This window comes from Paraburkholderia tropica, assembly GCF_900109265.1.
GTDB classification, from domain to species: Bacteria; Pseudomonadota; Gammaproteobacteria; order Burkholderiales; family Burkholderiaceae; genus Paraburkholderia; species Paraburkholderia tropica.
The window spans coordinates 201587-226149 of the sequence record NZ_FNZM01000006.1; the positions used below are offsets into that span (position 1 = coordinate 201587).

Annotated in this window: 18 protein-coding genes; 6 read left to right on the forward strand and 12 right to left on the reverse strand. The window is 66.8% G+C overall.

Features of this window, described 5'->3' with window-relative positions; translation table 11 throughout:
* Together BMY06_RS11615 and BMY06_RS11620 are read left to right on the forward strand one after the other, a co-directional pair.
* Entirely contained in the window at positions 1-1434 is a 1434-nt protein-coding gene (locus BMY06_RS11615) for an LLM class flavin-dependent oxidoreductase (RefSeq protein ID WP_074983380.1), read from the forward strand.
* Between the two features lie 89 nt (positions 1435-1523).
* The gene (locus BMY06_RS11620) at positions 1524-2999 is read left to right on the forward strand and encodes an APC family permease (protein ID WP_074983214.1); all 1476 of its coding nucleotides are present in this window, start codon (positions 1524-1526) and stop codon (positions 2997-2999) included.
* A gap of 50 nt (positions 3000-3049) precedes the next feature.
* On the opposite strand, the gene BMY06_RS11625 is transcribed toward BMY06_RS11620, so the two are convergent.
* Complete coding sequence (locus BMY06_RS11625; RefSeq protein WP_074983216.1) at positions 3050-3421, reverse strand: hypothetical protein; 372 nt, start codon at positions 3419-3421, stop codon at positions 3050-3052.
* A gap of 354 nt (positions 3422-3775) precedes the next feature.
* On the reverse strand, positions 3776-4993 hold the full coding sequence (locus tag BMY06_RS11630) for an SfnB family sulfur acquisition oxidoreductase (RefSeq protein ID WP_074983218.1): 1218 nt from the start codon (positions 4991-4993) through the stop codon (positions 3776-3778).
* Between the two features lie 371 nt (positions 4994-5364).
* On the opposite strand from BMY06_RS11630, the gene ilvD reads away from it, so the two are divergent.
* The 3 genes from ilvD to BMY06_RS11645 all read left to right on the forward strand — a co-directional run bounded on the left by ilvD (position 5365) and on the right by BMY06_RS11645 (position 9016).
* On the forward strand, positions 5365-7224 hold the full coding sequence (gene ilvD / locus BMY06_RS11635) for a dihydroxy-acid dehydratase (RefSeq protein ID WP_065063926.1): 1860 nt from the start codon (positions 5365-5367) through the stop codon (positions 7222-7224).
* Positions 7225-7536: 312 nt separating this feature from the next.
* The gene (locus BMY06_RS11640) at positions 7537-8094 is read left to right on the forward strand and encodes a carboxymuconolactone decarboxylase family protein (RefSeq protein ID WP_074983219.1); all 558 of its coding nucleotides are present in this window, start codon (positions 7537-7539) and stop codon (positions 8092-8094) included.
* 37 nt (positions 8095-8131) lie between these two features.
* Positions 8132-9016, forward strand: a complete 885-nt coding sequence (locus BMY06_RS11645) for a helix-turn-helix domain-containing protein (RefSeq protein WP_074983221.1) — start codon at positions 8132-8134, stop codon at positions 9014-9016.
* Positions 9017-9031: 15 nt separating this feature from the next.
* Here the strand turns inward: BMY06_RS11645 and BMY06_RS11650 are convergent, their stop codons facing one another.
* Positions 9032-9934 (reverse strand): hypothetical protein, encoded by a 903-nt coding sequence (locus tag BMY06_RS11650; protein ID WP_080180250.1) that lies wholly within the window; start codon positions 9932-9934, stop codon positions 9032-9034.
* A gap of 988 nt (positions 9935-10922) precedes the next feature.
* Between BMY06_RS11650 and BMY06_RS11655 the strand changes: the two genes are divergently transcribed.
* Entirely contained in the window at positions 10923-11495 is a 573-nt protein-coding gene (locus BMY06_RS11655) for a cupin domain-containing protein (protein ID WP_065063920.1), read from the forward strand.
* Between the two features lie 76 nt (positions 11496-11571).
* Here the strand turns inward: BMY06_RS11655 and BMY06_RS11660 are convergent, their stop codons facing one another.
* From BMY06_RS11660 to BMY06_RS11700, 9 genes are all read right to left on the reverse strand, one after another.
* Positions 11572-14703: a multidrug efflux RND transporter permease subunit gene (locus BMY06_RS11660; RefSeq protein ID WP_065063918.1), complete on the reverse strand. Its 3132-nt coding sequence runs from the start codon at positions 14701-14703 to the stop codon at positions 11572-11574.
* Between the two features lie 61 nt (positions 14704-14764).
* Positions 14765-15346: a GNAT family N-acetyltransferase gene (locus BMY06_RS11665; RefSeq protein WP_065063916.1), complete on the reverse strand. Its 582-nt coding sequence runs from the start codon at positions 15344-15346 to the stop codon at positions 14765-14767.
* Complete coding sequence (locus tag BMY06_RS11670; protein ID WP_074983224.1) at positions 15343-15891, reverse strand: GNAT family N-acetyltransferase; 549 nt, start codon at positions 15889-15891, stop codon at positions 15343-15345. The genes BMY06_RS11665 and BMY06_RS11670 overlap by 4 nt, the downstream gene beginning before the upstream one ends.
* Before the next feature lie 115 nt (positions 15892-16006).
* A complete protein-coding gene (locus tag BMY06_RS11675) occupies positions 16007-17308 on the reverse strand; it encodes a TldD/PmbA family protein (protein ID WP_065064198.1) in 1302 nt (433 codons plus the stop codon).
* An 89-nt stretch (positions 17309-17397) separates the two neighbouring features.
* Positions 17398-18834, reverse strand: coding sequence for a TldD/PmbA family protein (locus BMY06_RS11680; protein WP_074983225.1), 1437 nt, complete (start codon positions 18832-18834; stop codon positions 17398-17400).
* Positions 18831-20474 carry an ABC transporter ATP-binding protein gene (locus BMY06_RS11685; RefSeq protein WP_074983382.1) on the reverse strand — a complete coding sequence of 548 codons (1644 nt, stop codon included), beginning with the start codon at positions 20472-20474 and terminating at the stop codon, positions 18831-18833. Before BMY06_RS11685 ends, BMY06_RS11680 begins: the two co-directional genes overlap by 4 nt.
* Positions 20474-21586 carry an ABC transporter permease gene (locus tag BMY06_RS11690; protein WP_074983227.1) on the reverse strand — a complete coding sequence of 371 codons (1113 nt, stop codon included), beginning with the start codon at positions 21584-21586 and terminating at the stop codon, positions 20474-20476. Before BMY06_RS11690 ends, BMY06_RS11685 begins: the two co-directional genes overlap by 1 nt.
* A complete protein-coding gene (locus BMY06_RS11695; RefSeq protein WP_065063906.1) occupies positions 21540-22595 on the reverse strand; it encodes a microcin C ABC transporter permease YejB in 1056 nt (351 codons plus the stop codon). Before BMY06_RS11695 ends, BMY06_RS11690 begins: the two co-directional genes overlap by 47 nt.
* Positions 22596-22603: 8 nt before the next feature.
* Positions 22604-24502, reverse strand: coding sequence for an extracellular solute-binding protein (locus tag BMY06_RS11700; protein ID WP_074983229.1), 1899 nt, complete (start codon positions 24500-24502; stop codon positions 22604-22606).
* Positions 24503-24563 lie beyond the last annotated feature (61 nt).

Here is a 24563-nt window from a genome sequence, read left to right on the forward strand (position 1 = left end):
ATGAGTAAAACCATCCGCCTGAACGCCTTCGAAATGAACTGCGTGGGCCACCAGTCGCCGGGACTGTGGACGCATCCGCGCGACCGCTCGTGGCAATACAAGGACCTCGAATACTGGACCGATCTCGCGAAGATTCTCGAGCGCGGCATGTTCGATGCGATTTTTATCGCCGACGTGATCGGCTATTACGACGTCTACAAGGGCGGCAATTATCACGCGCTGCATCAGGCCGCGCAGATTCCCGTCAACGATCCGCTGCAGCTCGCCGCGCCCATTGCGATGGTGACGGAGCATCTGGGCATCGGCATTACGGCGTCGACGAGTTTCGAGCATCCGTACACATTCGCGCGCCGCCTGTCCACGGCCGATCATCACACCAAGGGGCGGCTCGCCTGGAACGTGGTGACGTCCTACCTCGAAAGCGGCGCGAAGAACGTGGGCCAGCTCGGCCTGCGCGATCACAACGACCGTTATGCGGTCGCAGCCGAATATCTCGAAGTGCTCTACAAACTGTTTGAAGGCAGCTGGGAAGACGGCGCCGTGGTGCGCGACCGCGAGAACCGCGTGTTCACGCATCCGGAGCGCGTGCACGAAATCGGTCACAAGGGAAAATACTTCGAAGTCCCAGGTTATCACCTGTGCGAGCCGTCGCCGCAACGCACGCCGGTGCTGTTTCAGGCGGGCGCGTCCGGTCCCGGCAAGCGCTTCGCCGCCGAACACGCGGAATGCGTGTTCGTGGCCGCGCCCACGCAGACGCTGCTGCGCGACTACGTGGCCGACGTGCGCCGCCAGGCCGCGCTCGCGGGCCGCGATCCGCGCCAGGTGCTGATCTACAACCTCGTGACCGTGATCGTCGACGAAACCGACGCCAAGGCGCAGGCGAAGTTCGAGGCGTATCAGCGGCATGTGTCGTACGACGGCTCGCTCGTGTTCATGTCGGGCTGGACCGGCATCGACTTCGGCCAGTATCTGCCGACCGACACCGTCAAGCGCGTGGAAACCAACGCGATCGTGTCCGCCGTCGAGCATCTCGCGGGCGGCGACAAGGCGTGGACCATCGAGGAACTCGCGCGCTGGGGCGGCGTGGGCGGACTTGGCCCCGTGTTCGTGGGCTCGCCAGCCACGGTCGCCGACATTCTCCAGCAATGGGTCGAGGCCACCGACGTCGACGGCTTCAATCTCGCCTACGCCGTCGCGCACGAGACCTTCGAAGACGTGGTCGAACATCTCGTGCCGGAATTGCAGCGGCGCGGCGTGTATCCGCGCGCCTATGCGCCCGGCACGCTGCGCGAGAAATTGTTCGGCGCGCAGGCGCGTCTGCCGGACGATCATCCCGCCGCGCAGTATCGCGACATCGAGCGCGTGAAGCGCGAAGCCGCCGAACAGTCTGCCAACGCCGCCGACGCCAGCGTGCAGAACGCAGTCACGGCCTGACCTGTCCGCAGCCACGAAACCGGGCGCGCCCGCGCCATTCCCGCCGGGCGCGCCTCACTCCGATACCCCCCACACACCGGATCTCACCCATGACTGAACTCGCGGCCACGTCGGCGCACGACGGCACCTTGCGTCGCGGCTATCTTTCGCTATCCGAATTAATTGCCCAATCGATTGGACTCGTCGGCGCGGCGGGCGGCGCGGGCCTCCTGATCCCGGCGGTGTTCGCCACTGCGGGCAACGGCACCTGGCTCGCCTATCTGTTCGCGACCGTGGGCCTGCTGTTCGCCTCCTGGAGCATCACGCAGTTCGCCAAGCGCACGGCCTCGCCCGGCGCGCTCTACACCTATGCCGCGCGCGGTCTCGGCCCGATCTGGGGCGCGGTCGCGGGCTGGTCGCTGCTGATCGCCTATGGCGTGGGCGCGGCGGGCATTCTGCAAGGCACCGTCAACGAGATCGTGGTGCTGTTCAAGGATATCGGCTTGGCCTCGGGCGCGGGGCTCGCGGTCACGGTCGGGATCACCGTGTTCGTGACGCTGGGCGCGTGGTTCATCACGTGGCGCGACATCCGGCTCTCGACGCGCACCACGCTGTGGATCGAGCTGAGCACCGTGGCGCTGATCCTGTTCGTGATCGTCGCGGCGCTGTTCGCGCAGCATCGCTGGGTCGATACGCATCAGCTCGCGCTGACCGCCGTGAAGCCCGATCAGTTGCGGCTCGGCATGGTGCTCGCCTTTTTCAGCTTCACGGGCTTCGAGAGCGTGACCGCGCTCGGCGCGGAGGCGCGCGAGCCGTTCCGCCTGATTCCGCGCGCTGTGATCGTCAGCATTCTCGGCCCGGCGGCGCTGTTTCTCGCCGCTTCGTACGGGCTCGTCGCGCTGTTCCAGGGCGCGGCCACGCCGCTCGACCAGGCGAGCGCGCCGCTTTCGGCGGTCGCGCACGGCATTCATCTGGGCGCGCTCGGCGTGCTGATCGACGCGGGCGTGGCGCTGAGTTTCTTCGCCGCGTTCTTCTCGTCGATCAACGCCGCCGCGCGGCTGCTCTACACCTTCGCGCGCCAGGGCCTGCTGCACGCCGCGACGGGCCGCGCGCACGCGGGCAACGCCACGCCGCACGTCGCGGTCACGCTGCTCGTGGTGCTGTCGCTGATCGTGGCGGTGACGTTCCAGTTCGCGGGCACATCGCTGTTCGATGCCTACGGCTATCTAAGCACGGTCGCCACGTTCGGCTTTCTGCTGACCTATGTGATCGTGGCGGTCGCCGCGCCCTGCTTCCTGCGCCGTCGCGGCGAACTCAAAGCGCGCCATGTGGCGATCAGCGCGGCGGCCATCGTGCTGATCGGCATTCCGTTCGTCGGCAGCATCTATCCGGCCGCGCCGGGCGTGTATGCGGTGCTGCCCTATGTGTTCGGCGCGCTGCTCGCGGCGGGACTCGGGTGGTTTCTGGCCTTGCGGGTGCTCGCGCCGCATCGGCTGCGCGACATCGAAGCGGAATTCGCCGATGCGGATGCGCCGCGCGAAGCAGCCGCAACGCTCGCCGATGCACGCGGCGTGTCGGCGGCCTGAATCGGATAGCGGGGTTTTTCGGGCGCTCATGTCGAGCGCCTGGCGTTAGCTCAAGCGCCTGACGAGCCGGATTGGCCCGATACGCCCGTGCAGCGGCCGCACGAGCGCGCCTGACCGAGACGCAGGCGTCCGGCGCTGACCGTGACTTCGTTGCCGCATTCGCAGCGGCACACCCAGACGCCGTCGCCCGCGTAGCGCTCGGTCGTCAACTGGCCGAACACCTCGCCGCCCTTCAGCGACGGCGAACCCGGGCGCGAGCGCCAGATCTGGCGCTGCTCGCGGCAGCCGCAATCGCGCGTCTCGCCGCTTTCCACCGCATCGAGCCGCGCGCTCACGTAGCCGCCGCAGCGGCAACGCCAGAGCCACACGTCCGCGCCGCGATAGCGCAGCGCGACGAGCTGGCCGAAGCTTCGGCCAGACACATCGCGGCTCGGCGGAAACGGCCACGCAGGCGGGAGGGGGTCAGGAATACGCGAATTCACGACGAATAAATGGGCGCCGGCGGCCGGGTTTCAACGGCAATCGCGCGGGCCGGATCTCGGCCGCAGCCGCTGAAAACGGGGCGTCAGGCAATATTGGGGCGCCCCCATTCTACCGCCACGGCGGAAAATCGCCCTGGGCCGCCCGTCCCGGGAAAACCCGGCAATCCGGCGGCAGCGGCGGAGCGGCGCCAATGCCCAAAAAGCAAACGGCACACGCGACGGTCGAGCCGTCCGCGTGTGCCGTTGTCGCGACGTCCGCTTGACTACAGCGCGCTCATCCTTTTTGCGCGCCGCTCAATTCCACGCATGCCGCGCGGGCTTTTTCCCGTTCAGATAGTAATTGCCGACGAGGTGATACTTCCAGCGCACCGGATCGTGCAGCGTGTGCGTGCGCGCGTTGCGCCAGTGGCGGTCGAGGTTGTGCGCGGCCAGCGTCGACTGCGTGCCCGACAGCTCGAACAGCTTTTCGCCCGCCAGCAGCGCGGCTTCGGTGGTCAGCACCTTCGCCTCGCCCACGGCGACCGAGGCGCGCGCGACGTCGTCCTCGCTGATCGCGTCCTGCGCGGCGATCGCGTCGAACAGCCTCGCGGCGCGCTCCAGCAGCGCTTCGGCCGCATGCAGCTGAATATGCAGATGACCGATTTCACGCAGCGTCAGCGGATCCTCGCTGGCGCGTTCGACGCCGCTGTCGACCCACGGACGCGCGCGCTCGCGCACGAAGGTCAGCGTGTCGTCGACGGCGGCGCGCGCGATGCCCGCGTCGATCGCCGCCTGGAGGATCTGCGAAACCGGGCCGTTCAGCGTCGGCAAATCGGACACGCGGTGCGCCGGGAACACGTGCGAGGCGCTCACGCGGACGTTGTCCAGCGTGATCGTGCCGCTCGCCGTGGTGCGCTGGCCGAAGCCGGACCAGTCGTCGGTGATCGCGAGGCCCGGTGTGCCCTGCGGGATCCACGCGAGCCAGCCGCGCCCGTCCGCATCGAGGCCGAGCACCGGCACGTAATGCGCGAACAGCGCGCCCGTCGAATAGAACTTCGTGCCGTTGACCACGTAGTCGTCGCCGTCGCGCAGCACGCGCGTCTTCAGGTCGAGCACGTGTTTCGTCCCTTTTTCGGAGAAGCCGTTGCCGAAGCGCTTGCCCGCCAGCACTTCGCCGAAGAAAAAGCGCTTTTGCTCCTCGGTGCCTGTGAGCGCGATCACATCGACGAGACCGAAATGGTTCTGCGGCAACTGTCCGAGCGACGAATCGGCGGCCGAAATCAGCTTGAAGACCTCGGTCAGCGTGACGAACGAAACACCCGCGCCGCCGTAGGCCTTCGGCACCGTGATGCCCCACAGGCCCGACTGCGAATACCACTCGATTTCCTCGCGCGGCAGCCGCCGCTCGCGGTCGCGCTGCGCGGCGCCTTCGGCGAGGCGCGCGGCCAGTTCGCGCGCGGCGTCGAGCGCTTCGTTGTCGTCGGCGATAACGCGCGCGGTCGTGCGCGCGGCCTGGTCTCCGGTCTCTGCCATGGAGGGCTCCGCGTGATGAGATCGATCGTTGAAGGAAGGCATACGCAAGGCATGCGCAGCCAATCTAGCAGCGCGCCCGGCGCGGCCCAACCGAGCGATTGGCACATCGATATTCCGCGCGGGACTAATCCGCTTTCCGGCACGAGCGGCCAGCGGGCGGCAAATCAGGAACAAATCCGCCGGAAAGCAGGCGGCGGCCCCGCAAAACGCCCCGGCGGGCGGCCCGGGCGGCCCTGCTGCGGGTGTGGGATAATCGCTGAGTTTGCCCAAAGCGCAGCTCAAAAGGTTGTCCGCACGGGCGCGCGAAGGGCCTTTATTCCCGTGGCCCGCTGTTTTCCTGCGACCTTTTCGACCTTTTCATAGCACCCACGATGCCCGCATACCGTTCCAAAACCTCCACCGCCGGCCGCAACATGGCGGGGGCGCGCTCCCTGTGGCGCGCCACCGGCATGAAAGACGAAGACTTCCAGAAGCCGATCATCGCGGTGGTCAACTCGTTCACCCAGTTCGTGCCCGGCCACGTGCACCTGAAGGATCTGGGCCAGCTCGTCGCGCGCGAGATCGAGGCCGCCGGCGGCGTCGCCAAGGAATTCAACACCATCGCGGTCGACGACGGCATCGCGATGGGCCACGACGGCATGCTCTATTCGCTGCCGAGCCGCGACATCATCGCCGACTCGGTCGAGTACATGGTCAACGCGCACTGCGCCGACGCCATGGTCTGCATCTCGAACTGCGACAAGATCACCCCGGGCATGCTGATGGCCGCCATGCGCCTGAACATCCCCGTGATCTTCGTGTCGGGCGGCCCGATGGAAGCGGGCAAGACGCGCCTCGCGAACCCGGTCACGAAGGCCATCGAAGTCAAGAAGCTGGACCTGATCGACGCGATGGTGATCGCCGCCGACACCAAGTACAGCGACGCCGAAGTGGCCGAAGTCGAGCGCTCGGCGTGCCCGACCTGCGGTTCGTGCTCGGGCATGTTCACGGCCAACTCGATGAACTGCCTGACCGAAGCGCTGGGCCTCTCGCTGCCGGGCAACGGCACGGTGGTGGCCACGCACGCGGACCGCGAACAGCTCTTCAAGCGCGCAGGTCACCGCATCGTCGAACTGGCGCGCCAGTACTACGAAGAGGAAGACGAACGCGTGCTGCCGCGCTCGGTGGGCTTCAAGGCCTTCGAGAACGCCATGACGCTCGACATCGCCATGGGCGGCTCGACCAACACGATCCTGCACCTGCTGGCGATCGCGCAGGAAGCGGGCATCGAGTTCACGATGCGCGACATCGACCGCCTCTCGCGCATCGTGCCGCAGCTGTGCAAGGTTGCGCCGAACACGAACAAGTACCACATCGAAGACGTGCATCGCGCGGGCGGCATCATGGCGATCCTCGGCGAACTCGACCGCGCCGGCAAGCTGCACACCGACGTGCCGACCGTGCATGCGCCTTCGCTCAAGCACGCGCTCGACCAGTGGGACATCGTGCGCACCGACGACGCAGCCGTGAAGACGTTCTACATGGCGGGTCCGGCGGGCGTGCCCTCGCAGGTCGCGTTCAGCCAGAACACGCGCTGGCCGAGCCTCGACACCGACCGCGCCGAAGGCTGCATCCGCTCGTACGAGCACGCGTTCTCGAAGGAAGGCGGCCTCGCGGTGCTGACCGGCAACATCGCGCTCGACGGCTGCGTGGTGAAGACGGCGGGCGTGGACGACAGCATCCTCGTGTTCGAAGGCACGGCGCACGTGACCGAATCGCAGGACGAAGCGGTCGCGAACATCCTCGCCGACAAGGTCAAGGCCGGCGACGTGGTGATCGTGCGCTACGAAGGCCCGAAGGGCGGCCCCGGCATGCAGGAAATGCTCTACCCGACCAGCTACATCAAGTCGAAGGGTCTGGGCAAGGCCTGCGCGCTGCTGACCGACGGCCGCTTCTCGGGCGGCACCTCGGGCCTCTCGATCGGCCACTGCTCGCCGGAAGCGGCAGCGGGCGGCGCGATCGGCCTCGTGCGCGACGGCGACAAGATCCGCATCGACATTCCGAACCGCACGATCGACGTGCTGGTGTCCGACGAGGAACTTGCGCGCCGCCGCGAAGAGCAGAACGCGAAGGGCTGGAAGCCGGTGCTGCCGCGTCCGCGCAAGGTGTCGGCCGCGCTCAAGGCCTACGCCAAGCTCGTGATGTCCGCCGACAAGGGCGCCGTGCGCGACCTTTCTCAGCTCGAAGACTAAGCTGGCCGATCCTTCGTGGATCGTTCGCTGATGAAAAAGCCGCTCTTCGGAGCGGCTTTTTTTTCGCGCGTCGGTTTGCATCTGCGCTTGCGCTCGGCGCGCCAGGCGTGAGTGCAACACGGATGCGAGAACCGGTGTTGCCTGGCTCTTTCTCACTGCGCCAAGACTCGGCGACACCGCTCAAAACGCGGCTTCACGACGCGAGCGATTACATCGCATGTCATTGGCCCGCCGCACACGCGCCACTACGCTTGGGCTGTCGCGTCATCCACGGTGGATGGCGCTGCCACACCTCGACAGCCAGGAGCCATCATGTCCCGTTATCCCGTCCTCACGCTCGACACCGCCCCCGAGTCCTCGCGCCCCGCGCTCACGCAACTTCAGCAGGCATTCGGCCGGATTCCTGACATCGCCGCCACGATGGCCGCTTCGCCCGTGCTGATCAACGCCTTCATCGGCCTGTTTCAGCGCGTGCATGCGAGCAGTTTGAGCGAGTTGCAAATCCAGACGCTGCTGCTGACCAACGCGGTCACGAACGCCTGCGAATGGGCTGTCGCGTTTCATTCGGCGCTCGCGCTGGAAGCCGGCGTCACGCGCGCCGACGTCGATGCCATGCGCGACGGCGCGCTGCCCGCCGACCACAACCTGGCCGCGCTTTCGCAACTCGCGCGCACGCTCATCGAGCGTCGCGGCCGCATCGACGACGCCGATCAGCAGCGTTTTTTCGATGCGGGATTCCGCGCGGAACAGGTGCTCGAAGTCATCGCCGTCGTGGCTGCGTCGACGATCACGAACTACACCGGTAGCGTCACGCAGCCGCCGCTCGAAGCGCCATTCGAGGCCTTCATTTGGCGGACGAATACGCGCTGAACCGGCTATATTCGTTCGTCTCACTCTGGGGAAAACGATGAACGCCACCCGTCCCGTTGCGTCCGGCTCGCCGCGCGACACCGGTACGCCGCTCGGCGCACTGCTGCGCTACTGGCGCGACGCACGGGGCGTGAGCCAGCTCGATCTCTCGCTCGACGCGGGCATCTCGCAGCGGCAGATCAGCTTCATCGAAAGCGGGCGCAGCGTACCGGGCCGCGACACGCTGCTCACGCTCGCGCAAACGCTCGACGTGCCGCTGCGCGAACGCAATGCACTGCTGCTCGCGGCGGGCTACGCGCCCCTCTATCCGGAAGCGCCGTGGAACGCCGAGGCCATGCAGGGCGTGACGCGCGCGCTCGAACGCGTGCTGCGCCAGCACGAACCGTTTCCCGCCATCGTCATGGACCGTCACTGGAACGTGCTGATGACGAACGACGCCGCGCCGCGCCTGTTCGGCTGTTTCATCGACATGGCCGCGCGCACGGGGCCGCGCAACATGCTGCATCTGATGTTCGATCCGCACGGCCTGCGCCCGCATGTGGACGACTGGGAACGCGTCGCGCGCAGCCTGCTGCAACGCGTGCATCGCGAAGCCGTGGGACACGTGATCGACGGCGGCACGCAGCGGCTGCTCGACGAACTGCTCGCGTATCCGGACGTGCCGCGCGACTGGAACAGCCCGCCCGCGCGCCTCGCCGCGCCGGATCTGCCGATGGTGCCGATCGGGCTGAAACACGCGGGCGAGGTGCTGCGCTACTTCTCGCTGGTGAGCACGCTCGGCACGCCGCAGCATGTGGCCGCGCAGGAGTTGCGCATCGAGTGTCTGTTTCCCGTGGACGAAGCGACGGAAGCGCGCCACGCGCGGCTCTTCGCCCAACACGCGGCGAGTTCCGGTCAATCGAGCGACGCGCAAGCGCACTGAAGCGCTACCTCGCGCTTACTGATCGTCGTCCGGTCCCGGCGAACCCGCATCGATATGACCCGCCGTGCCCGCGCCTTGCGCCGCGATGGCGCGCGCGAGCAGGCGTTTCGCTTCCTGGCTCGACGCGTCGATCGTCACCGCATGGCCCGCGTTCTGCCACGCGCACGACCATTTGCCTTCGCGCGCGCAGAGCCGGCCGTAACCGAGCAAGGCGTCGCGCTCCTGCTCGCGCGCCAGCAGATCGGCTTTCATCTGCTGCGCGTCGGCGTTGCCCGGCTGCTCGGCGAGCGCGCTCATGATCGCGCGGCGCGCAGGCCACAAACGGTTCTTGTCGAGACTCGTGCGCGCCGTCGCGAGATTGCGCGCGACGTCGCCACGCGTCGCCGTGCCGCCGTTCTGCGCCGCCGCTTTTCCGGCCGCTGCGTGCGCGTCCACGGCGGCATTCTGGATCGCGCCGGGCGCAACGGCGGCGAGCGCGGGCGCGGCGCGCGGCGAGACCGGATCGCGATGCGCAGGCGCCGTCGGCGGCGCGGCATGGATCGCGCCCACGGTCTTCGAAGACGGCGTCGCATCGTTCTGCTGCGACGACACTGTGCCTTCCACCGTCTGCCCGATTATCGGACCCGAGCCGGCACCGGACCCGCTGTCGCGATGCGAAATCACATAGCCGGTCAGCGCCGTCGCCACGAGCGCGACCGCACCGAACGCATACAGCGGCAGACGCGAGCGGCGCGCGCCGTGCGCTGCGTGGCCGCCGTGCGAGCCGTGCCCTCCGTGCGCGCGATAGCCGTCGTAATCGGCGTAATAGCGTTCGCGGCCGAAACCCGCCGGCACCGCGCTGCGTTCAGCCGGAAAACGCTGCGCGGCCACGCGCGGCCGCTCGGGCTCCGCGCCCGAACCGCGCATCGCGCCGGACAATTGATTCGTGCCGCAATGGGGACAAAATATTAATGGCGCATTCAGCCGGTTTCCGCAGTGGGGACACTGTCTCGGACCGGGGGCGCCTCGACCTGGTTCGTTGAACATGGACGTGCTAGGGCTTCGAAAGCTTTCAGGGCCGCCGCGGCCCGAAGGCCAGGTGCGGCGGATGGCGAGTGGCGAAGGCACGCAATTGGCGTGCCGTTGCGTCAGGTGCGCGAATGCGCGAGGGAGGATGGGCGAGAAAGTGGAATCGAATATGCGCCGCTTCGCCGTGAAGATCAATCGGCGGATTCGGCCACGATGGCGGATCTGGATGACGCCCCATGTTGCGATCGCGAGCGATCGCCGTTGCGCGCCGTCGCCCCCGCATCGCGCAGAATAAAAATCAGTCTGAATATGACCGCGACGTCACATCGAATTACCGATCAACGTGCGCTGGAACACAGTCGCGGGCATTAGGCGCGGAATCGGACGAGATTCATGCGGAATTCATGCTAATCCGGGCGCCATTCAGAAGCGATTTCGTCTCGCCTGAATCGCCGATTTATGCGCGCACTGCGCCCTTCTAATTCAGTCTGCGCCGAATAATGCGCAATGTGGCGCTCAGCGTGCGTTTCGGGGCGCGCGTCTTACATCGCTCACATGTAAGGGAAAGAATAAGAAACAAACTCCGATACCCTCAGAAAAATGGCGATGTTATGCTTGGGACACCAGTGAAGTGATGCGATGCACACGACATCGCCCATTTTCGCTAATGCGCGGCGGCGGGTTTTCACGCGCACATTTACTAGAACGAAATCGATGGAGAAGCGAATTGATTCGCAGCGGGGAAATCCAGCCGGAATACGCAGTTTTTTCAACACTCCGCGCAACAATCCACATCGAATGCTCCGGCATTCGCATCCATCAGACAAATCATTACCGCTAGCGCGCCGGCATAGCGGCAAGCCTCTTCTCGCACCCATTCCAACGACTCGCCCCCAACATGGCATCGAAAACCGTCGAAACCCAGAACGTCGTCTCCGTCGGCAGCAAGATCCGCTCGCTGCGCCAGCGCCAGGGGCGCACGCTGGACGACATCGCGACCGTCTCGCAGCTATCGAAACCCTTTCTCTCGCAGGTCGAACGCGATCACGCGAGCCCGTCCATCACTTCGCTCGTGAGCATTGCGAAAGCGCTGGGCGTGCCGGTCAGCTATTTCGTCGATACGCCGACCGAGGAAGGCTGCGTGCGCCGCCGCAAGGATCTGCAGTACTTCGCCTTCGCGGATTCCGCCGATCTGTTCGCACGCCTGTCGAATCAGTCGGGCGGCCGCCAGCTCGAAGCCATTCTGGTGCGCATGCCGCCGGGCGAGCGGCCGAGCGAAGTGACCACGCACGCGGGCGAGGAATTCGTCCACGTGCTCAGCGGCGAAGTGACCATCACGCTCGAAGGCAAGTCGTTCGTGCTCGGCGCGGGCGACAGCGCGCACTACGAATCGACGGTGCCGCATAGCTGGACCAACGCGCGCGACGACGAAGCGGTGCTGGTCTGGGTCGGCACGCCGCGGCTGTTCTAGGCGCGTCGATCATGCGCGGGTGCACGCCGGTTCGTGCACCTTCATGCGTCCCGATGATCGCGTCTTACCAGCCGCCTTACTGCGCGTTTTCCTCAAACACCGCTTCGCCACGCGCCGCACCGCGTCCGCGTCGCGAACGGGGCGCGCGCCGTACCGGCGAGCGCGCGGCCACCGCGCAATAGAGCACCGGCGCGAACACGAGGCCGAGCGCCGTCGCCGCCAGCACGCCGCCGAGCACGCCCGTGCCGATCGAATGACGGCTCTCCGCGCCCGCGCTGTGCGAGAGCGCGAGCGGCACCACGCCGAGCACGAAAGCCGCCGAGGTCATCACGATCGGACGCAGACGTTCCGCGCAACCCGCCACCACCGCCGTCGCCACCCGCATGCCGCGCTCGCGCCGCGCGTTCGCGGCCTGCACGATCAGGATCGCGTTCTTCGCCGTGAGCCCGACCACCGTCACGAGCCCCACCTTGAAGTAGATGTCGTTGGGCAGGCCGCGCAGCAGCATCGCCGTGACCGCGCCGAGCGTGCCGAGCGGCACGACCAGCAGCACCGCGAGCGGCGTGATCCAGCTTTCGTAAAGCGCCGCGAGCACCATGAACACCGCGAGCACCGAAAGCCCGAGCAGCAGCGGCGTGTCGCGCGCCGCTTCGATCTGCTCGAACGCGGTGTCGGTCCATTCGTAGGCCACGCCCTCGGGCAGATCGAGCGCGAGCCGCTCCATTTCCGCCATCGCCTCGCCCGAACTGTGGCCGTGCGATTCGCGCCCGCTCACGTCGAGCGACGGATAGCCGTTGTAGCGCGCGAGCATGACCGGACCGCGCGTCCAGCGCGTGCTCGCCAGCGACGACAGCGCCACGGTCGCGCCCGTGCTGGTCTGCACCGGCAGATCGAGCAACTGACGGTCGGCCATGCGCGCGTTCGCATCGGCGGACACGATCACGCGACGCATGCGTCCGCCCGCCGGAAAGTCGTCGACGTAGGTCGAGCCGAACGTGGTGCTCAGCAGATCGGCGATACGGTCGAACGGCACGCCGAACGCGTAGGCCTTGGCGCGGTCGATGTCGAGATCGACGCGCGGCGCATCGGGCAAATCCTCCGAATGCACGCCCGCCAGCACGGGACTCTTCGTGGCCGCGTCGATCAACTGTCCGCGCGCGGCCTTGAGCGCGTCCATGCCGACGCCGCCGCGATCTTCGAGCCGGAACGTGAAGCCCTCCGAGTGCCCGATGCCCGGCACCGGCGACGGCAAGGTCGCCTCGACGTCGCCGTCCAGGATCGTGGCGAATTTCTCGTTGAGGCGGTCGCGCAGCGCCTGCGCGCTGATCGAGCGGCGGTCCCAGTCCTTGAGATCGACGAAGGCCATGCCCACGTTCTGGCCACTGCCCGCGAAGCTCCAGCCGACCACGCCCGTGACGTTTTCAACCGCGCTTTCGCTGCGCAGAATCTGCTCCGTGCGCTGCAGCACGTCGAGCGTGCGCGCCTGATTCGCGCCCGCCGGCAACTGGATCATCACCTGCAACTGGCCTTCGTCCTCGGCGGGCAGAAAGCCTTCGGGCATCTGCCAGTAGAGCCACGCGCCCGCAGCCAGCAGCACCGCGTAGATCGCGAGCACGCGGCGGCTGCGGCGCAGCAGCTTGATCACGATGCCGCGATAGCCGCGCGACACGCGCGCCACCCGCGACGTGCCGTGCGCTTCGATATGCTTCGGTTTCCTGAGCATGCTCGCGCACAACGCGGGCGTGAGCGACAGCGCCATGAACGACGACACCAGCATCGACGCGATCATCGACACGGCGAACTGACGATAAATGCCGCCCACGTTGCCGGTGAAGAACGCCATCGGCACGAACACGGCCGTGAGCACCGCGGTCACGCCGACGATCGCCCCGCCGATGCGCGACATCGCGCGGCGCGTGGCTTCGCGCGGCGGCAAGCCTTCTTCGTGCATCGCACGGTGCACGCTTTCCACCACCACGATGGCGTCGTCGACGAGAATGCCGATCGCGAGCACGAGGCCGAACAGCGTGAACACATTGATCGACATGCCGCCCATGTAGAGCGTGAGAAACGCGCCCATCAGCGTGACCGGAATCACGACCGTGGGCACGAGCGTCGCGCGCAGATCGCGCAGGAACAGCCACATCACGCAGAACACCAGCACGATGGCTTCGAGCAGCGTGATGACCACTTCGCGGATCGCCACGCGCACGAAATGCGCGCTGTCGAACGGAATCTCCACGGCGATGCCGGGCGGCATGCGCTTCGAGAGTTCGGCAAGGCGCGCGCGGATCGCGTCCGAGGTTTCGAGCGCGTTGCCGCGCGGGCCGAGCTGGATGCCGACCGTCGCGGCGGGCCGTCCATTCAGGCGCGAGAAAAACGAGTAATCGCTGCGGCCGATTTCCACGCGCGCGATGTCGCGCAGACGCACGATCGAGCCGTCGGTTTTCGCCTTGAGCACGATCTCGCCGAACTGCTCGGGCGTATCCAGTTGACCCTTCACATCGACCGACGCATTGGTCTGCTGGCCTGCCGCGAACGGCGCATCGCCGATCGTGCCCGCCGTCACGGGCGCGTTCTGCGCGGTAATCGCCGTGGTCACGTCGCTCGCCGCGAGCCCGTATTCGCGCAGCCGGTACGGATCGAGCCAGATGCGCATCGCTTCGTCGGAATCCCACAGCTCGGCCGAGCCCACGCCGGGCGCGCGCTTGAGTTCGCGCAGCACGTAGCGGTTCAGATAGTCGGCGAGTTGCGCGGAGTCGCGCGAGCCGTCCGTCGAGGTGAGCGCCACCAGCATCAGGAACGTGTTGGACGCCTTCACCACGTTCACGCCCTGCTGCACCACTGCCTGCGGCAGACGCGCCTCGATCTGCTTGATGCGGTTCTGCACGTCCACGAGCGCGATGTCGGGATTCGTGGCGGGCGCGAAGGTCACGTCGATCTCCAGATTGCCGAGACCGTCGCTGCTGGTTTCGTAGTAGAGCATGCCGTCCGCGCCATCGAGGCTTTCCTCGATGATGCTCGCGACGTTGTCATCCACGGTTTGCGCCGACGCGCCCGGATACTGCGCGACGATCACGATGCGCGGCGGCGAGAGACGCGGGTACTGCGCGATGGGCAACTGCGTGATGGCGAGCGCGCCCGCCACCATGACGGCGAGCGCGATCACCCACGCGAAGACCGGCCGGTCGATAAAGAAGAAGGGCACGCGAGGCGTCCTGGCTGAATAGGCTGAAGGGGCTTTGGATGGCCCAAGGGGCCGCGCGGGCTCAGGGCGCTTGCGGACCGTCCGTGACGACCGGCGGCGCGAACACCGGCGCTTCGACGAGCCGCGCCATGTGCAGCACGTCGTGCAGCGCGCCGTCGAGGATCGCGTCGCCGCGTGCGCGCGCTTCCACCACGAAGCCGAACTTGCGATAGAGCGCGAGCGCGCGCGTATTGTTCGCGAACACCTGCAACTCGACGCGGCGCAGCCCGAACGCGTTGTCGGCGGCGTCGAGCAGCCCCGCGAGCAGCAGCGAGCCCACCCCGCGCCCATGATACGCGTCGTGCACCGAAATGCCGATCGAGCCGCAATGCGAGCGCCGCCCGTCGTACGCGCGAAGTTCCGACTGCCCGACGATCTGCCCTTCGTATTCGGCGACGATCATCATCGAGTCGGCCTTCTGGGTCGCCAGCCACGCGCGCACCGCCTCGCCCGTGCGATAGCCGTGCGAGAGCGTGCCGGGACGCACGCCCGGCAGGTTCATGAGCGCGGCCATCGCCTCGCTGTCGTCGGGTTCGGCCGCGCGCACGCGCAGCGCTTTCGCGAACGCGGCGCGTTGCGCCGCCGCATCGTGAGGAAGATTCATGATGCCTCGCTGTCGATGTAGGGAAGCGGCTCACGCAGACGCCCCATCAGAAACGAATCGATGTACGCGCCGTCGCGCAGCATGTTGCCGCGCAGCCGCCCTTCGATCTCGAAGCCGAACTTGCGATAGAGCGCGATGGCGCCCTCGTTGTCGACGAACACCTTGAGTTCGAGGCGGCGCAGGCCGAGCCAGTTGTCGGCGAGATCGAGCATCTCGGCCATGAGCCGCGAGCCGACGCCGCGCCGCTGCCAGTCGCCGTGCACGCCCACGCCGATTTCCGCGACGTGCGCCCGGCGCATGCGGCCGACCTGCACCTGGCCTTCGCCGACCAGTTCCTCGCCCATCCATGCGCCGATCATGATCAGTTGCGGCGTGCGCTTCGCGATCCATTCGCGCGTGGATTCCAGCGTGCGAAACGGCGTTTGCGGATCGCCGTGCGCCATCGAAGGCGCGTAAATGAGCGCGTGCAACTGCTCCGCGTCTCGCTCTCTTATGCCGCGCAGCACGAGCGGCCCGCCCGTCTGCGGATTTGCGTTATTCGACATCTGTGCATCCTTGTTGTTTTACGTTTTGCTGCACTTCCGTACTGCGCTTTCCAGTTTCGCTGCCTCGCTGCTTTCTGCGGCGCGCCCTCGTGCGCGCCGCTTCCAACCCTGCGCGCTACAACACCAGTTCGAACGACTTCACGAGCGCGCCCGGCAGTTGCACCCCGCCGGTCGCGCGCTGTCCCCAGGTGGAATCGGAGAGCAGCAGTTCGGACTGCGCGCCCAGCGCTTCCAGGCGTTCGCCGAGCAGGCCGTAGAGGCTGTCGTCGAAACGCATGGCGTCGACGGGCGCGACGATCTCGCCGTCTTCCACCCAGAAGGTCGCGAAACGCGTCATGCCGGTCAGGCGGCAATTCATGCGGTCCGAGAAGTTCACGTACCAGAGATTGCCGATGTAGAGCCCGGTGCCCAGACGCGCGAGCACGTCTTCGGGCGCGAGGTCGCCGGTCGCCATCGACACCGTCGTGGCCATTTCCTGCGGCAGCGCGCCGTTCGGTTCGAGCCCGTACTCGCGCGCCGAACGGGCGCTCGTCAACTGGCCCACACCACGGCCGCCCTCGATCAGCGGCACGCTCGCGCGCAGATAGCCGTCGTCGTTGAAGGCGGGCGAGATGCCGAGTTCGAGCGACTCGGTCAACGCCACGCGCGAATCGAATGCAACCGCGCCCGTGTTGAGCTTGTAGAGCGGACTCGTCGATGCCGCCTGGGCGCGCGCCGAAAAGCCGCCCCACGCCATCGACTGCACGAACTCGGACAGCGCCGCCGGCGCGAGCCACGCGCGATAGCCGCCCGGCGTGAGCACGCGCGGCGCGCGCAGCAGCACCGGCAGACGCGCGGCCGCTTCGCTCACCTTGGCCGCGAACACGGCGTCGTCCCAGTTGTCGCCCGCATAGCGCGTCTTGATCGCGCGCCCGTTCGGCTGATACAGCGACCAGCTGAAATTGAAGTTCTCCACTTCGTACCAGCCGCGGCTGCCCGCCGTGGAGGCGAAGCCGCGCGAGAGCGTGCCGCCCGCGTAGAAGCCCACGAAATCGAGTCCCTGCGCGCATTGCGCGACCCGTTCGACGAGCGCCTGCGGTTGCGGCAGCTTGCCGTTGCGGCGCGTGCTGCGCGACCACGAGGTGGTGTCGAACAGCACGTGCGGATCGTCCGGGGCGTCGAGCAGACTTTCGCGCAACGCCGCGAGCGCCTCGGCCGTGTGGCGCACGTCGGCGTTCGCGTCGCCGCTCAGGTCGAGCGTGGAATAGGCCTGACGCGCGCCGTGCACGAGCCGCAGCGTCAGCCGCCCCTGCTCCACCTGGCCGCTCTGGCGCACCTTGCCCGCATTGAAGCGGATGAAATCGGACTGCTCGCCCGCGAACGCGCTCAGCACGGTTTCACCGGGCTGGCGCTGGCGCTCGATGGCGTCGGCAAGCATCGCGAAATGCGCGTGCCAGTCGATCGAGGCGCCCGGCGCACGCGTGGCAGCAGCGGCGGCATCCGAGCCTGCAAAAAGCAAATCGGTCATCAGGCGGCTCCGAACACTTCGACGTTGGAAAACACGCAGGCCGGCGAAGCGTGGCCCACGCGAATGACCTGCGCGGGCTCGCCCTTGCCGCACATCGGCGTGCCGTAGACGGCGCGCGTGGACGCGTCGCCCACTGCCGCGAGGCTGCGCCAGAAGCTCGCGGAAATGCCGCGATAGCTCGGCCGCTTGACGATCTCCGTGAGCTTGCCGTTTTCGATCAGTTGCCCGAACTCGCAGCCGAACTGGAACTTGTTGCGATGATCGTCGATCGACCAGGACGTGTTCGTGCTCATCAGAATGCCGTGCTCGACGCCCGCGATCAGCGCGTCGAGCGACTGGTCGCCCGGCTCGATATTGAGGTTCGCCATGCGGTCGATCGGCGGCCGGTTCCAGTTCGCCGCACGCGAGTTCGCCACGCCGGGCAGGCCCGCGCGCTGCTGCGAGAGCGCGCCGCCGAGCGGACGCTCCAGCACGCCCGCACGAATCAGATATTCCTTGCTGGCCGCGCTGCCGTCGTCGTCGAAGGCATAGGCGGCGGCTTCCTCGCGCGTGTCCGGGTCGAAGGTCACGTTGAGCAGTTCGGAGCCGTACTGATAGCTGCCGAACATCTCCGGCTTCACGAAGCTCCAGCCCGCGAAATTGCGTTCGTCGCCGAGAATGCGGTCGAGTTCGAGCGGATGGCCGATCGACTCGTGAATCTGCAGCATCATCTGGTCGGGCATCAGCAGCAGGTCGCGCTTGCCCGTGGGGCAGTTCGGCGCCGCGAGCAGTTGCAGCGCCTCGTTCGCGACGCGCGCGCCTGCGCCGTCGAAACCGTAGCGCGCGAGAATTTCCATGCCGCCCTGCGCGAGCAAGCCGTAGTGGCCGCCGAGCGTGCGCTCCTGGGTGTCGCCGTCGTCGTGCGCGACCACGGACAGCGCCGGCATCAGAAAGCGGAAACGCTGTTCGATGCGCACGCCGTCGCTCGTCAGATAGAGCTGGTCGCACTGCGTGACTTCCATGCCCGCCTGGCGCTCGACGATGCGCGCATCGAGCTTCGCCGCCGCGCATTCGTGCGCGAGGCGGTCGAGCCATTCGCGTCGCGACGGCAGCGCCGCCTGCGCGTTCGGCGAGACATACTCGCCGCTTTGCGCGGGCCGCGCGACCTCGCGATGGTCGATCAGCGCGTGCGCCGCGCTCGCCTGCGCGCGCGCCGTGGCAATCTCCAGCGCGCGTTGCAGACCGCTCGCCGTGAGGTCCGCCGTGGCCGCGTAACCCGCGCCCGCGCCGGCCCAGGCCGTCACCATCGCGCCGCGCTCGCGCGCGATGCGCAGCGGCAGCGCCACGTCGTTGCGCACGACGTGATCGTCCTTGCGTTCGTCCACGAAACGTACCGACCAGAAATCGGCCGAACTGCGCAGTCCGCGTACGGCCAACGTCCAGCTTTCATCGATCATGCAATGTTCTCCTTGAGCGCGGCGGAGGCCGATGCCGGATTCGCCAGCATCGATGCCGCGAGCAACGACTGCGTATAGGGGTGCGTGGGCGCGTCGAGCACCGCGAGCGTGTCGCCCTGCTCCACGATGCGCCCCGCTTTCATCACGATCACGCGATGCGCCATCGCGCGCATCACCGCGAGATCGTGCGTGATGAACAGATAGCTCAGACGATACCGCTTTTGCAGGTCCGTGAGCAACGCCAGCACCTGTTTCTGGATGGAAACGTCGAGCGCGCTGGTCGGTTCGTCGAGCACGATCATCTCAGGTTCGACCGCGAGTGCGCGCGCAATCGCGATGCGTTGACGCTGGCCGCCCGAGAATTCGTGCGGATAACGCAGCATCGACTCGGCCGGCAGCCCGACTTCCTCCAGCAGCCCGCCGATGCGGCGGCGCTTCGCCTCGCCCTTCAGTTGCGGCTGATGCACCGTGAGCCCTTCGCCGACGATCTGCTCGATCGTCATGCGCGGCGAGAGCGAACCGAAAGGATCCTGAAATACGACCTGCATGCGCTTGTAGAGCGACAGGCGCTCGCCCGCGCCGCGCAGCGCCGCGAGCGGTTGCCCGTCGATACGGATCTCGCCCTCCGCCGCGCCCTGCAAGCCTAACACCGTCGAGGCCAGCGTGGACTTGCCCGATCCCGATTCGCCGACCACGCCGAGCGTTTCACCGCGCCGCAGCGTGAGACTCGCTTCGTGCACGGCGCGAAACGCGTCGCCGCCGAACAGCGAGCGCCAGCCCTTGCCCGCCGTGCGGTAATCGACGGCCAGATCTTTCACGTCGAGAATCACGGGCGCGTCGGGCGCGACCGGCTGCACCGCTCGCGACGGCTCGCTGTCGAGCAGACGCTGCGTGTACGGATGCTGCGGATTCGAGAACAGCGCCTCGGTCGTGTTGGTTTCCACCAGCACGCCCTTTTCCATCACCGCCACGCGCTGCGCGAAGCGGCGCACGAGATTCAGATCGTGCGTGATCAGCAGCACGGCCATGCCGCGCGCGGCTGCTTCCTGCTCCTGCAATTCGAGCAGCAGATCGACGATCTGCTGGCGCACCGTCACGTCGAGCGCCGTGGTCGGTTCGTCGGCGAGCAGCAGACGCGGACGGCACGCGAGCGCCATCGCGATCATCGCGCGCTGACGCTGACCGCCCGAAAGCTGGTGCGGAAAGCTGTCGATGCGGCGCTCCGGCTCGGGAATGCCGGTGCGACGCAACAGTTCGATGCCACGCGCGCGCGCCGCATTCGGTCGCAGACCTTCGTGCAGGCGCAGGCTTTCCGCGATCTGCTTGCCGATCGTGAAGAGCGGATTGAGCGCGGTCATCGGCTCCTGAAACACCATGGCGATGTCGCCGCCGCGAATGCCGCGCATCTGGCGCTCGCTCTGTTGCAGCAGATCGACGCCGTCGAGCAGCATGCGCCCGCCGAGTTCTGCCTGCGCGACGAGGCCGAGGATCGACAGCGCGGTCACGCTCTTGCCCGAACCCGATTCGCCGACCAGCGCGACGCGTTCGCCGCGCGCGATCGACAGGCTCAGATCGCGCACGGCGAGCTTGTCGCCGAAGCGCACCGAAAAGTCCTGAATATCCAGCAACGGTGCGCTCATCATTTGCCTCCGCCGAATGCCGAGCCGCGTGCGCGCGTGTCGAGCGCATTGCGCAGCGCGTCGCCCATGAAGGTCAGCAGCAGCAGCGTGATGACCAGCGCCGCGAACGCCGAAATCGAAATCCACCACGCGTCGAGATTGTTCTTGCCTTCCTGCAGCAACTCGCCGAGGCTCGGCATCGGCGGCGGCACACCAAGGCCGAGGAAGTCGAGACTCGTGAGCGAGAGAATCGCCGCGCTCATGCGGAACGGCAAGAACGTGATGACCGGCGTGAGACTGTTCGGCAGCACGTGACGCCACATGATCTGCCAGTTCGTCAGGCCCATCGTGCGCGCGGCCTTCACGTAGTCGAGCGAGCGGTTGCGCAGGAATTCGGCGCGCACGTAATCGGACAGCACGAGCCAGCCGAACATCGACAGCAGGATGAACAGCAGCCACAGCGTGGGCTCGAAGATCGACGCGAAGATGATCAGCAGATAGAGATCGGGCATCGAACTCCAGATCTCGATCAGGCGCTGGCCGATCAGGTCGGTGCGGCCGCCGTAGAAGCCTTGCACCGCGCCCGTGAGCACGCCGAGCAGCACACCCGAGACCGTGAGCGCGAACGCCATCAGCACCGAGAGGCGGAAGCCGTACAGCAGGCGCGCGACCACGTCGCGGCCGAACTGGTCGGTGCCGAGCCAGTTGCTCGACGACGGCGGCGCCGGATACGGACGTGCCGCGAAATAGTCGATCGTGTCGTAGCGGTACGGATTCGGCGGATAGACCGCGAAATTGCCGTGCGAGGTCAGCTTCGAGCGAATGTACGGATCCAGATAATTGGTCTGCGCGGGAAAATCGCCGCCGAACAAGGTCTCCGGATAATCCTTCACGATCGGGAAATAGTAGTGCCCGCCATAGCGCACCACGAGCGGCCGGTCGTTCGAGAGCACTTCGCCGAACAGGCTGACGACGAACAGCACCATGAAGATCACGAGGCTCCAGTAACCGAGCCGCTGCGAGCGAAAACGCAGCCACGTGCGACGCCACGGCGAAACCGGCTGCGCGTGCGCGAGCGTGGCGGAATCAGCGGTCCAGCCGGTGGAACTGGATGCGGGGGTCGACGAGGACATAGCAGACATCGGCAATGAGTTTGGTGACGAGGGCGATCAGCGTGAACAGAAAGAGCGAGCCGAGCACGACGGGGTAATCGCGGCGGATCACCGAGTCGTACGAAAGCTGCCCCATGCCATCGAGCGAAAAGAGCGTTTCAATCAGCAGGTTGCCGTTGAGAAAGGCGCCCACGAATGCGGCGGGAAGACCGGTGACGAGCGGAATCGCCGCGTTGCGCAGCACGTGCTTCCAGAGCACGTCGCGCTCGGGCGCGCCCTTCGCGCGCGCGGTCAGCACGTACTGGCGGCCGATTTCTTCGAGGAAGGTGTTCTTCGTGAGGATCGTGACGATCGCGAAGTTGCCCACCACAGAAGCCGTGACCGGCAGCACCATGTGCCACAGATAATCGAGCACCTTGCCGATCGCGCTGAGGTCGTCGAAGTTGTCGGAGGTGAGGCCGCGCATCGGAAACACCTGCCAGAAGGTGCCGCCGCCGAACATCATCAGCAGCAGCACGCCGAGCACGAAGCCGGGAATCGCGTAGCCCGCGAGCACCAGCACGCTCGTGACGGTGTCGAAGCGCGAGCCGTTGCGCACGGCTTTCGCAATGCCAAGCGGCACCGAGATCAGATACGTGAGAATCACGGTCCACAAGCCGAGCGAGATCGACACCGGCAGCTTCTCGCGAATCACCTGCCACACGCTCGCGTGCTGATAGTACGACTGGCCGAGATCGAAGGTGGCGTAGTCCTTGAGCATCATCACGTAGCGCGTGAGCGGCGGTTTATCGAAGCCGAACTGCTTCTTGATCTGCTCGATCTGCTGCGGGTCCACGCCCTGGCTGCCGTGATACCCGCCGCCGCCCGCACCCACTTCGCCGCCGCGCGCGCCGCTGCCGTGGCGCAACTGCGTGAGCACCTGTTCGACCGGACCGCCCGGCACGAACTGCGTGACGATGAACGTGACCGTGACCACGCCGATGAGCGTCGGCACCATCAGCAAAAGACGTCTGAGAATATAGGCGTACATGCGGCTCCTTACTGCACGGCGGCGGTGTGGGTGGACGAAGCGCCGCCCGCGCGCGCGGGATCGGGCGCGCCGGGTTTGCGGTACCAGTAGTCGATGGCCCACTCTTCCGGCACGTAGGTCAGCGGCGAAATGGCCGGCCGGCCGATCGTGGTCTTGAAGGCGATGCGCTCGTTCGGCGCGTAGTATTCGGGCACGAGGAAGTATTCGTTCATCAGCACGCGGTCGAGCGCATGCGTGGCCGTTTCCAGATCGGCGAGCGTGTTGGCTTTCTGCACGGCGTCGATGAGTTTGTCGACCACTTTCATGCGCACGCCCGGATAGTTTTCCGATCCCACCTGGCTGGCCGCCGCGCTGCCGAAGCGGCGCACCAGTTCCGCGCCCGGAATCGTGGTGGGCGCGTAGATGTAGGTGGTCATGTCGTAATCGAAATTGTCGATACGCTTCTGATACAGCGCGCTGTCGATCTCGCGCAGATGCGCCTGGATGCCGAGCATGCCGAGCGCCTGCGTGTACGGCAGGATCAGACGGTCCATGCCCGGCTCGTCGTCGATGATCTCGACGGTCATGGGCTCGCCGGCCGCGTTGCGCAGCGCGCCGTCGCGATAGTGCCAGCCCGCCTGCGCGAGCAGATCGCGCGCCTCGCGCAGATTGCCGCGCAGCGAATTGGGCGGCAGCGTGTTCGGCAACTGCATCATCGGGCCGAACACCTCGGGCGGCAGACTCGCGCGATACGGCTCCAGCAGCGCGAGTTCCTGCGGCGACGGCAGGCCCGTGGCCGCGAACGGACTCACGTCGAAATAGCTCTTCAGGCGCGTGTACTGACCGTAGAACATCATGCGATTCATCCAGTCGTAATCGAACGCGAGCGAAAGCGCATGACGCACGCGCACGTCTTTGAAGCGGTCCTTGCGCGTGTTGATCAGCATGCCCTGGAACTGCGCGGGACTCGTCGCGAAATCGCGTTTTTCGAGCATGCCGTTGCGGAAATTCTTGCCCACGTATTTGCGCGCCCATTGCGTGGCGCTGTACTCCACGTGCACGTCGGCGTCGCCGGCCTTGAACGCTTCGAGCTGCGTATACAGGTCGAGATACAGATTGAAGACGATGCGCTGGAAGCGGTACATGCCGCGCCGCGTCGGCAGATCGGCGGCCCAGTAGTCGGGATTGCGGCGGTAGATGATCTGCTTGTCGTTCTTGCGCGACTCGATCAGATACGCGCCGCTCGCGATCGGCGGCACGTTCGAGAGCTGGTTGAACGCGATGGTCGTGCCGTCGGCCTTCTTCGCCCACTTCGGCGAGAACACCGGCAGATCGCCCGCGATCAGCGGCGCGTCGCGTTCGGCGCGGCGGAAATCGAAGCGCACCGTATGCGGGTCGATCACCACGACGTCGCGAATCACTTCGAACTGCGCGTTGAACAGCGGCGAGGCCTGCGGGCTCGTGAGCGTGTCGAACGAATACTTGACGTCGGCGGCCGTGATCGGGTCGCCGTTCGAGAAGCGCGCGCGCGGGTCGATATGGAAGGTCGCCGACGTGAGGTCGGGCGCGACGTCCACGCTCTGCGCGATCAGCGGATACTCGGAGGCGAGTTCGTCCCAGCTGCGCTGCATCAGCGTGTCGAACATCAGGTTCTTGATGTCCGGTGCGGGCGAGCCGCGCACGAGGAAGGGATTGAGCGAGTCGTAGCTCTGCGCCTGATCGAAATTCTGGAAGCTCAGCGTGCCGTCGGTGGGCGCGTCGGGATCGGCGTAATCGAAATGCGTGAAGTTGGCCGGGTATTTGGGCGAGTCGTACTGCGCGATGGCCGTGGCCGCCTGCGCGGCGCCGGCGAACGCCGCCCCCAGCGTGCATGCTGCAAGCGCTGCGCGGGCTGCCGCCACGACGCGCGCACACTTCGTCAGTCTCATCTTCGGTCTTTCTGTCCGCATGGTTTGCGTTGCGGCACGCGGCGCGCGCAGGTGATGCGCG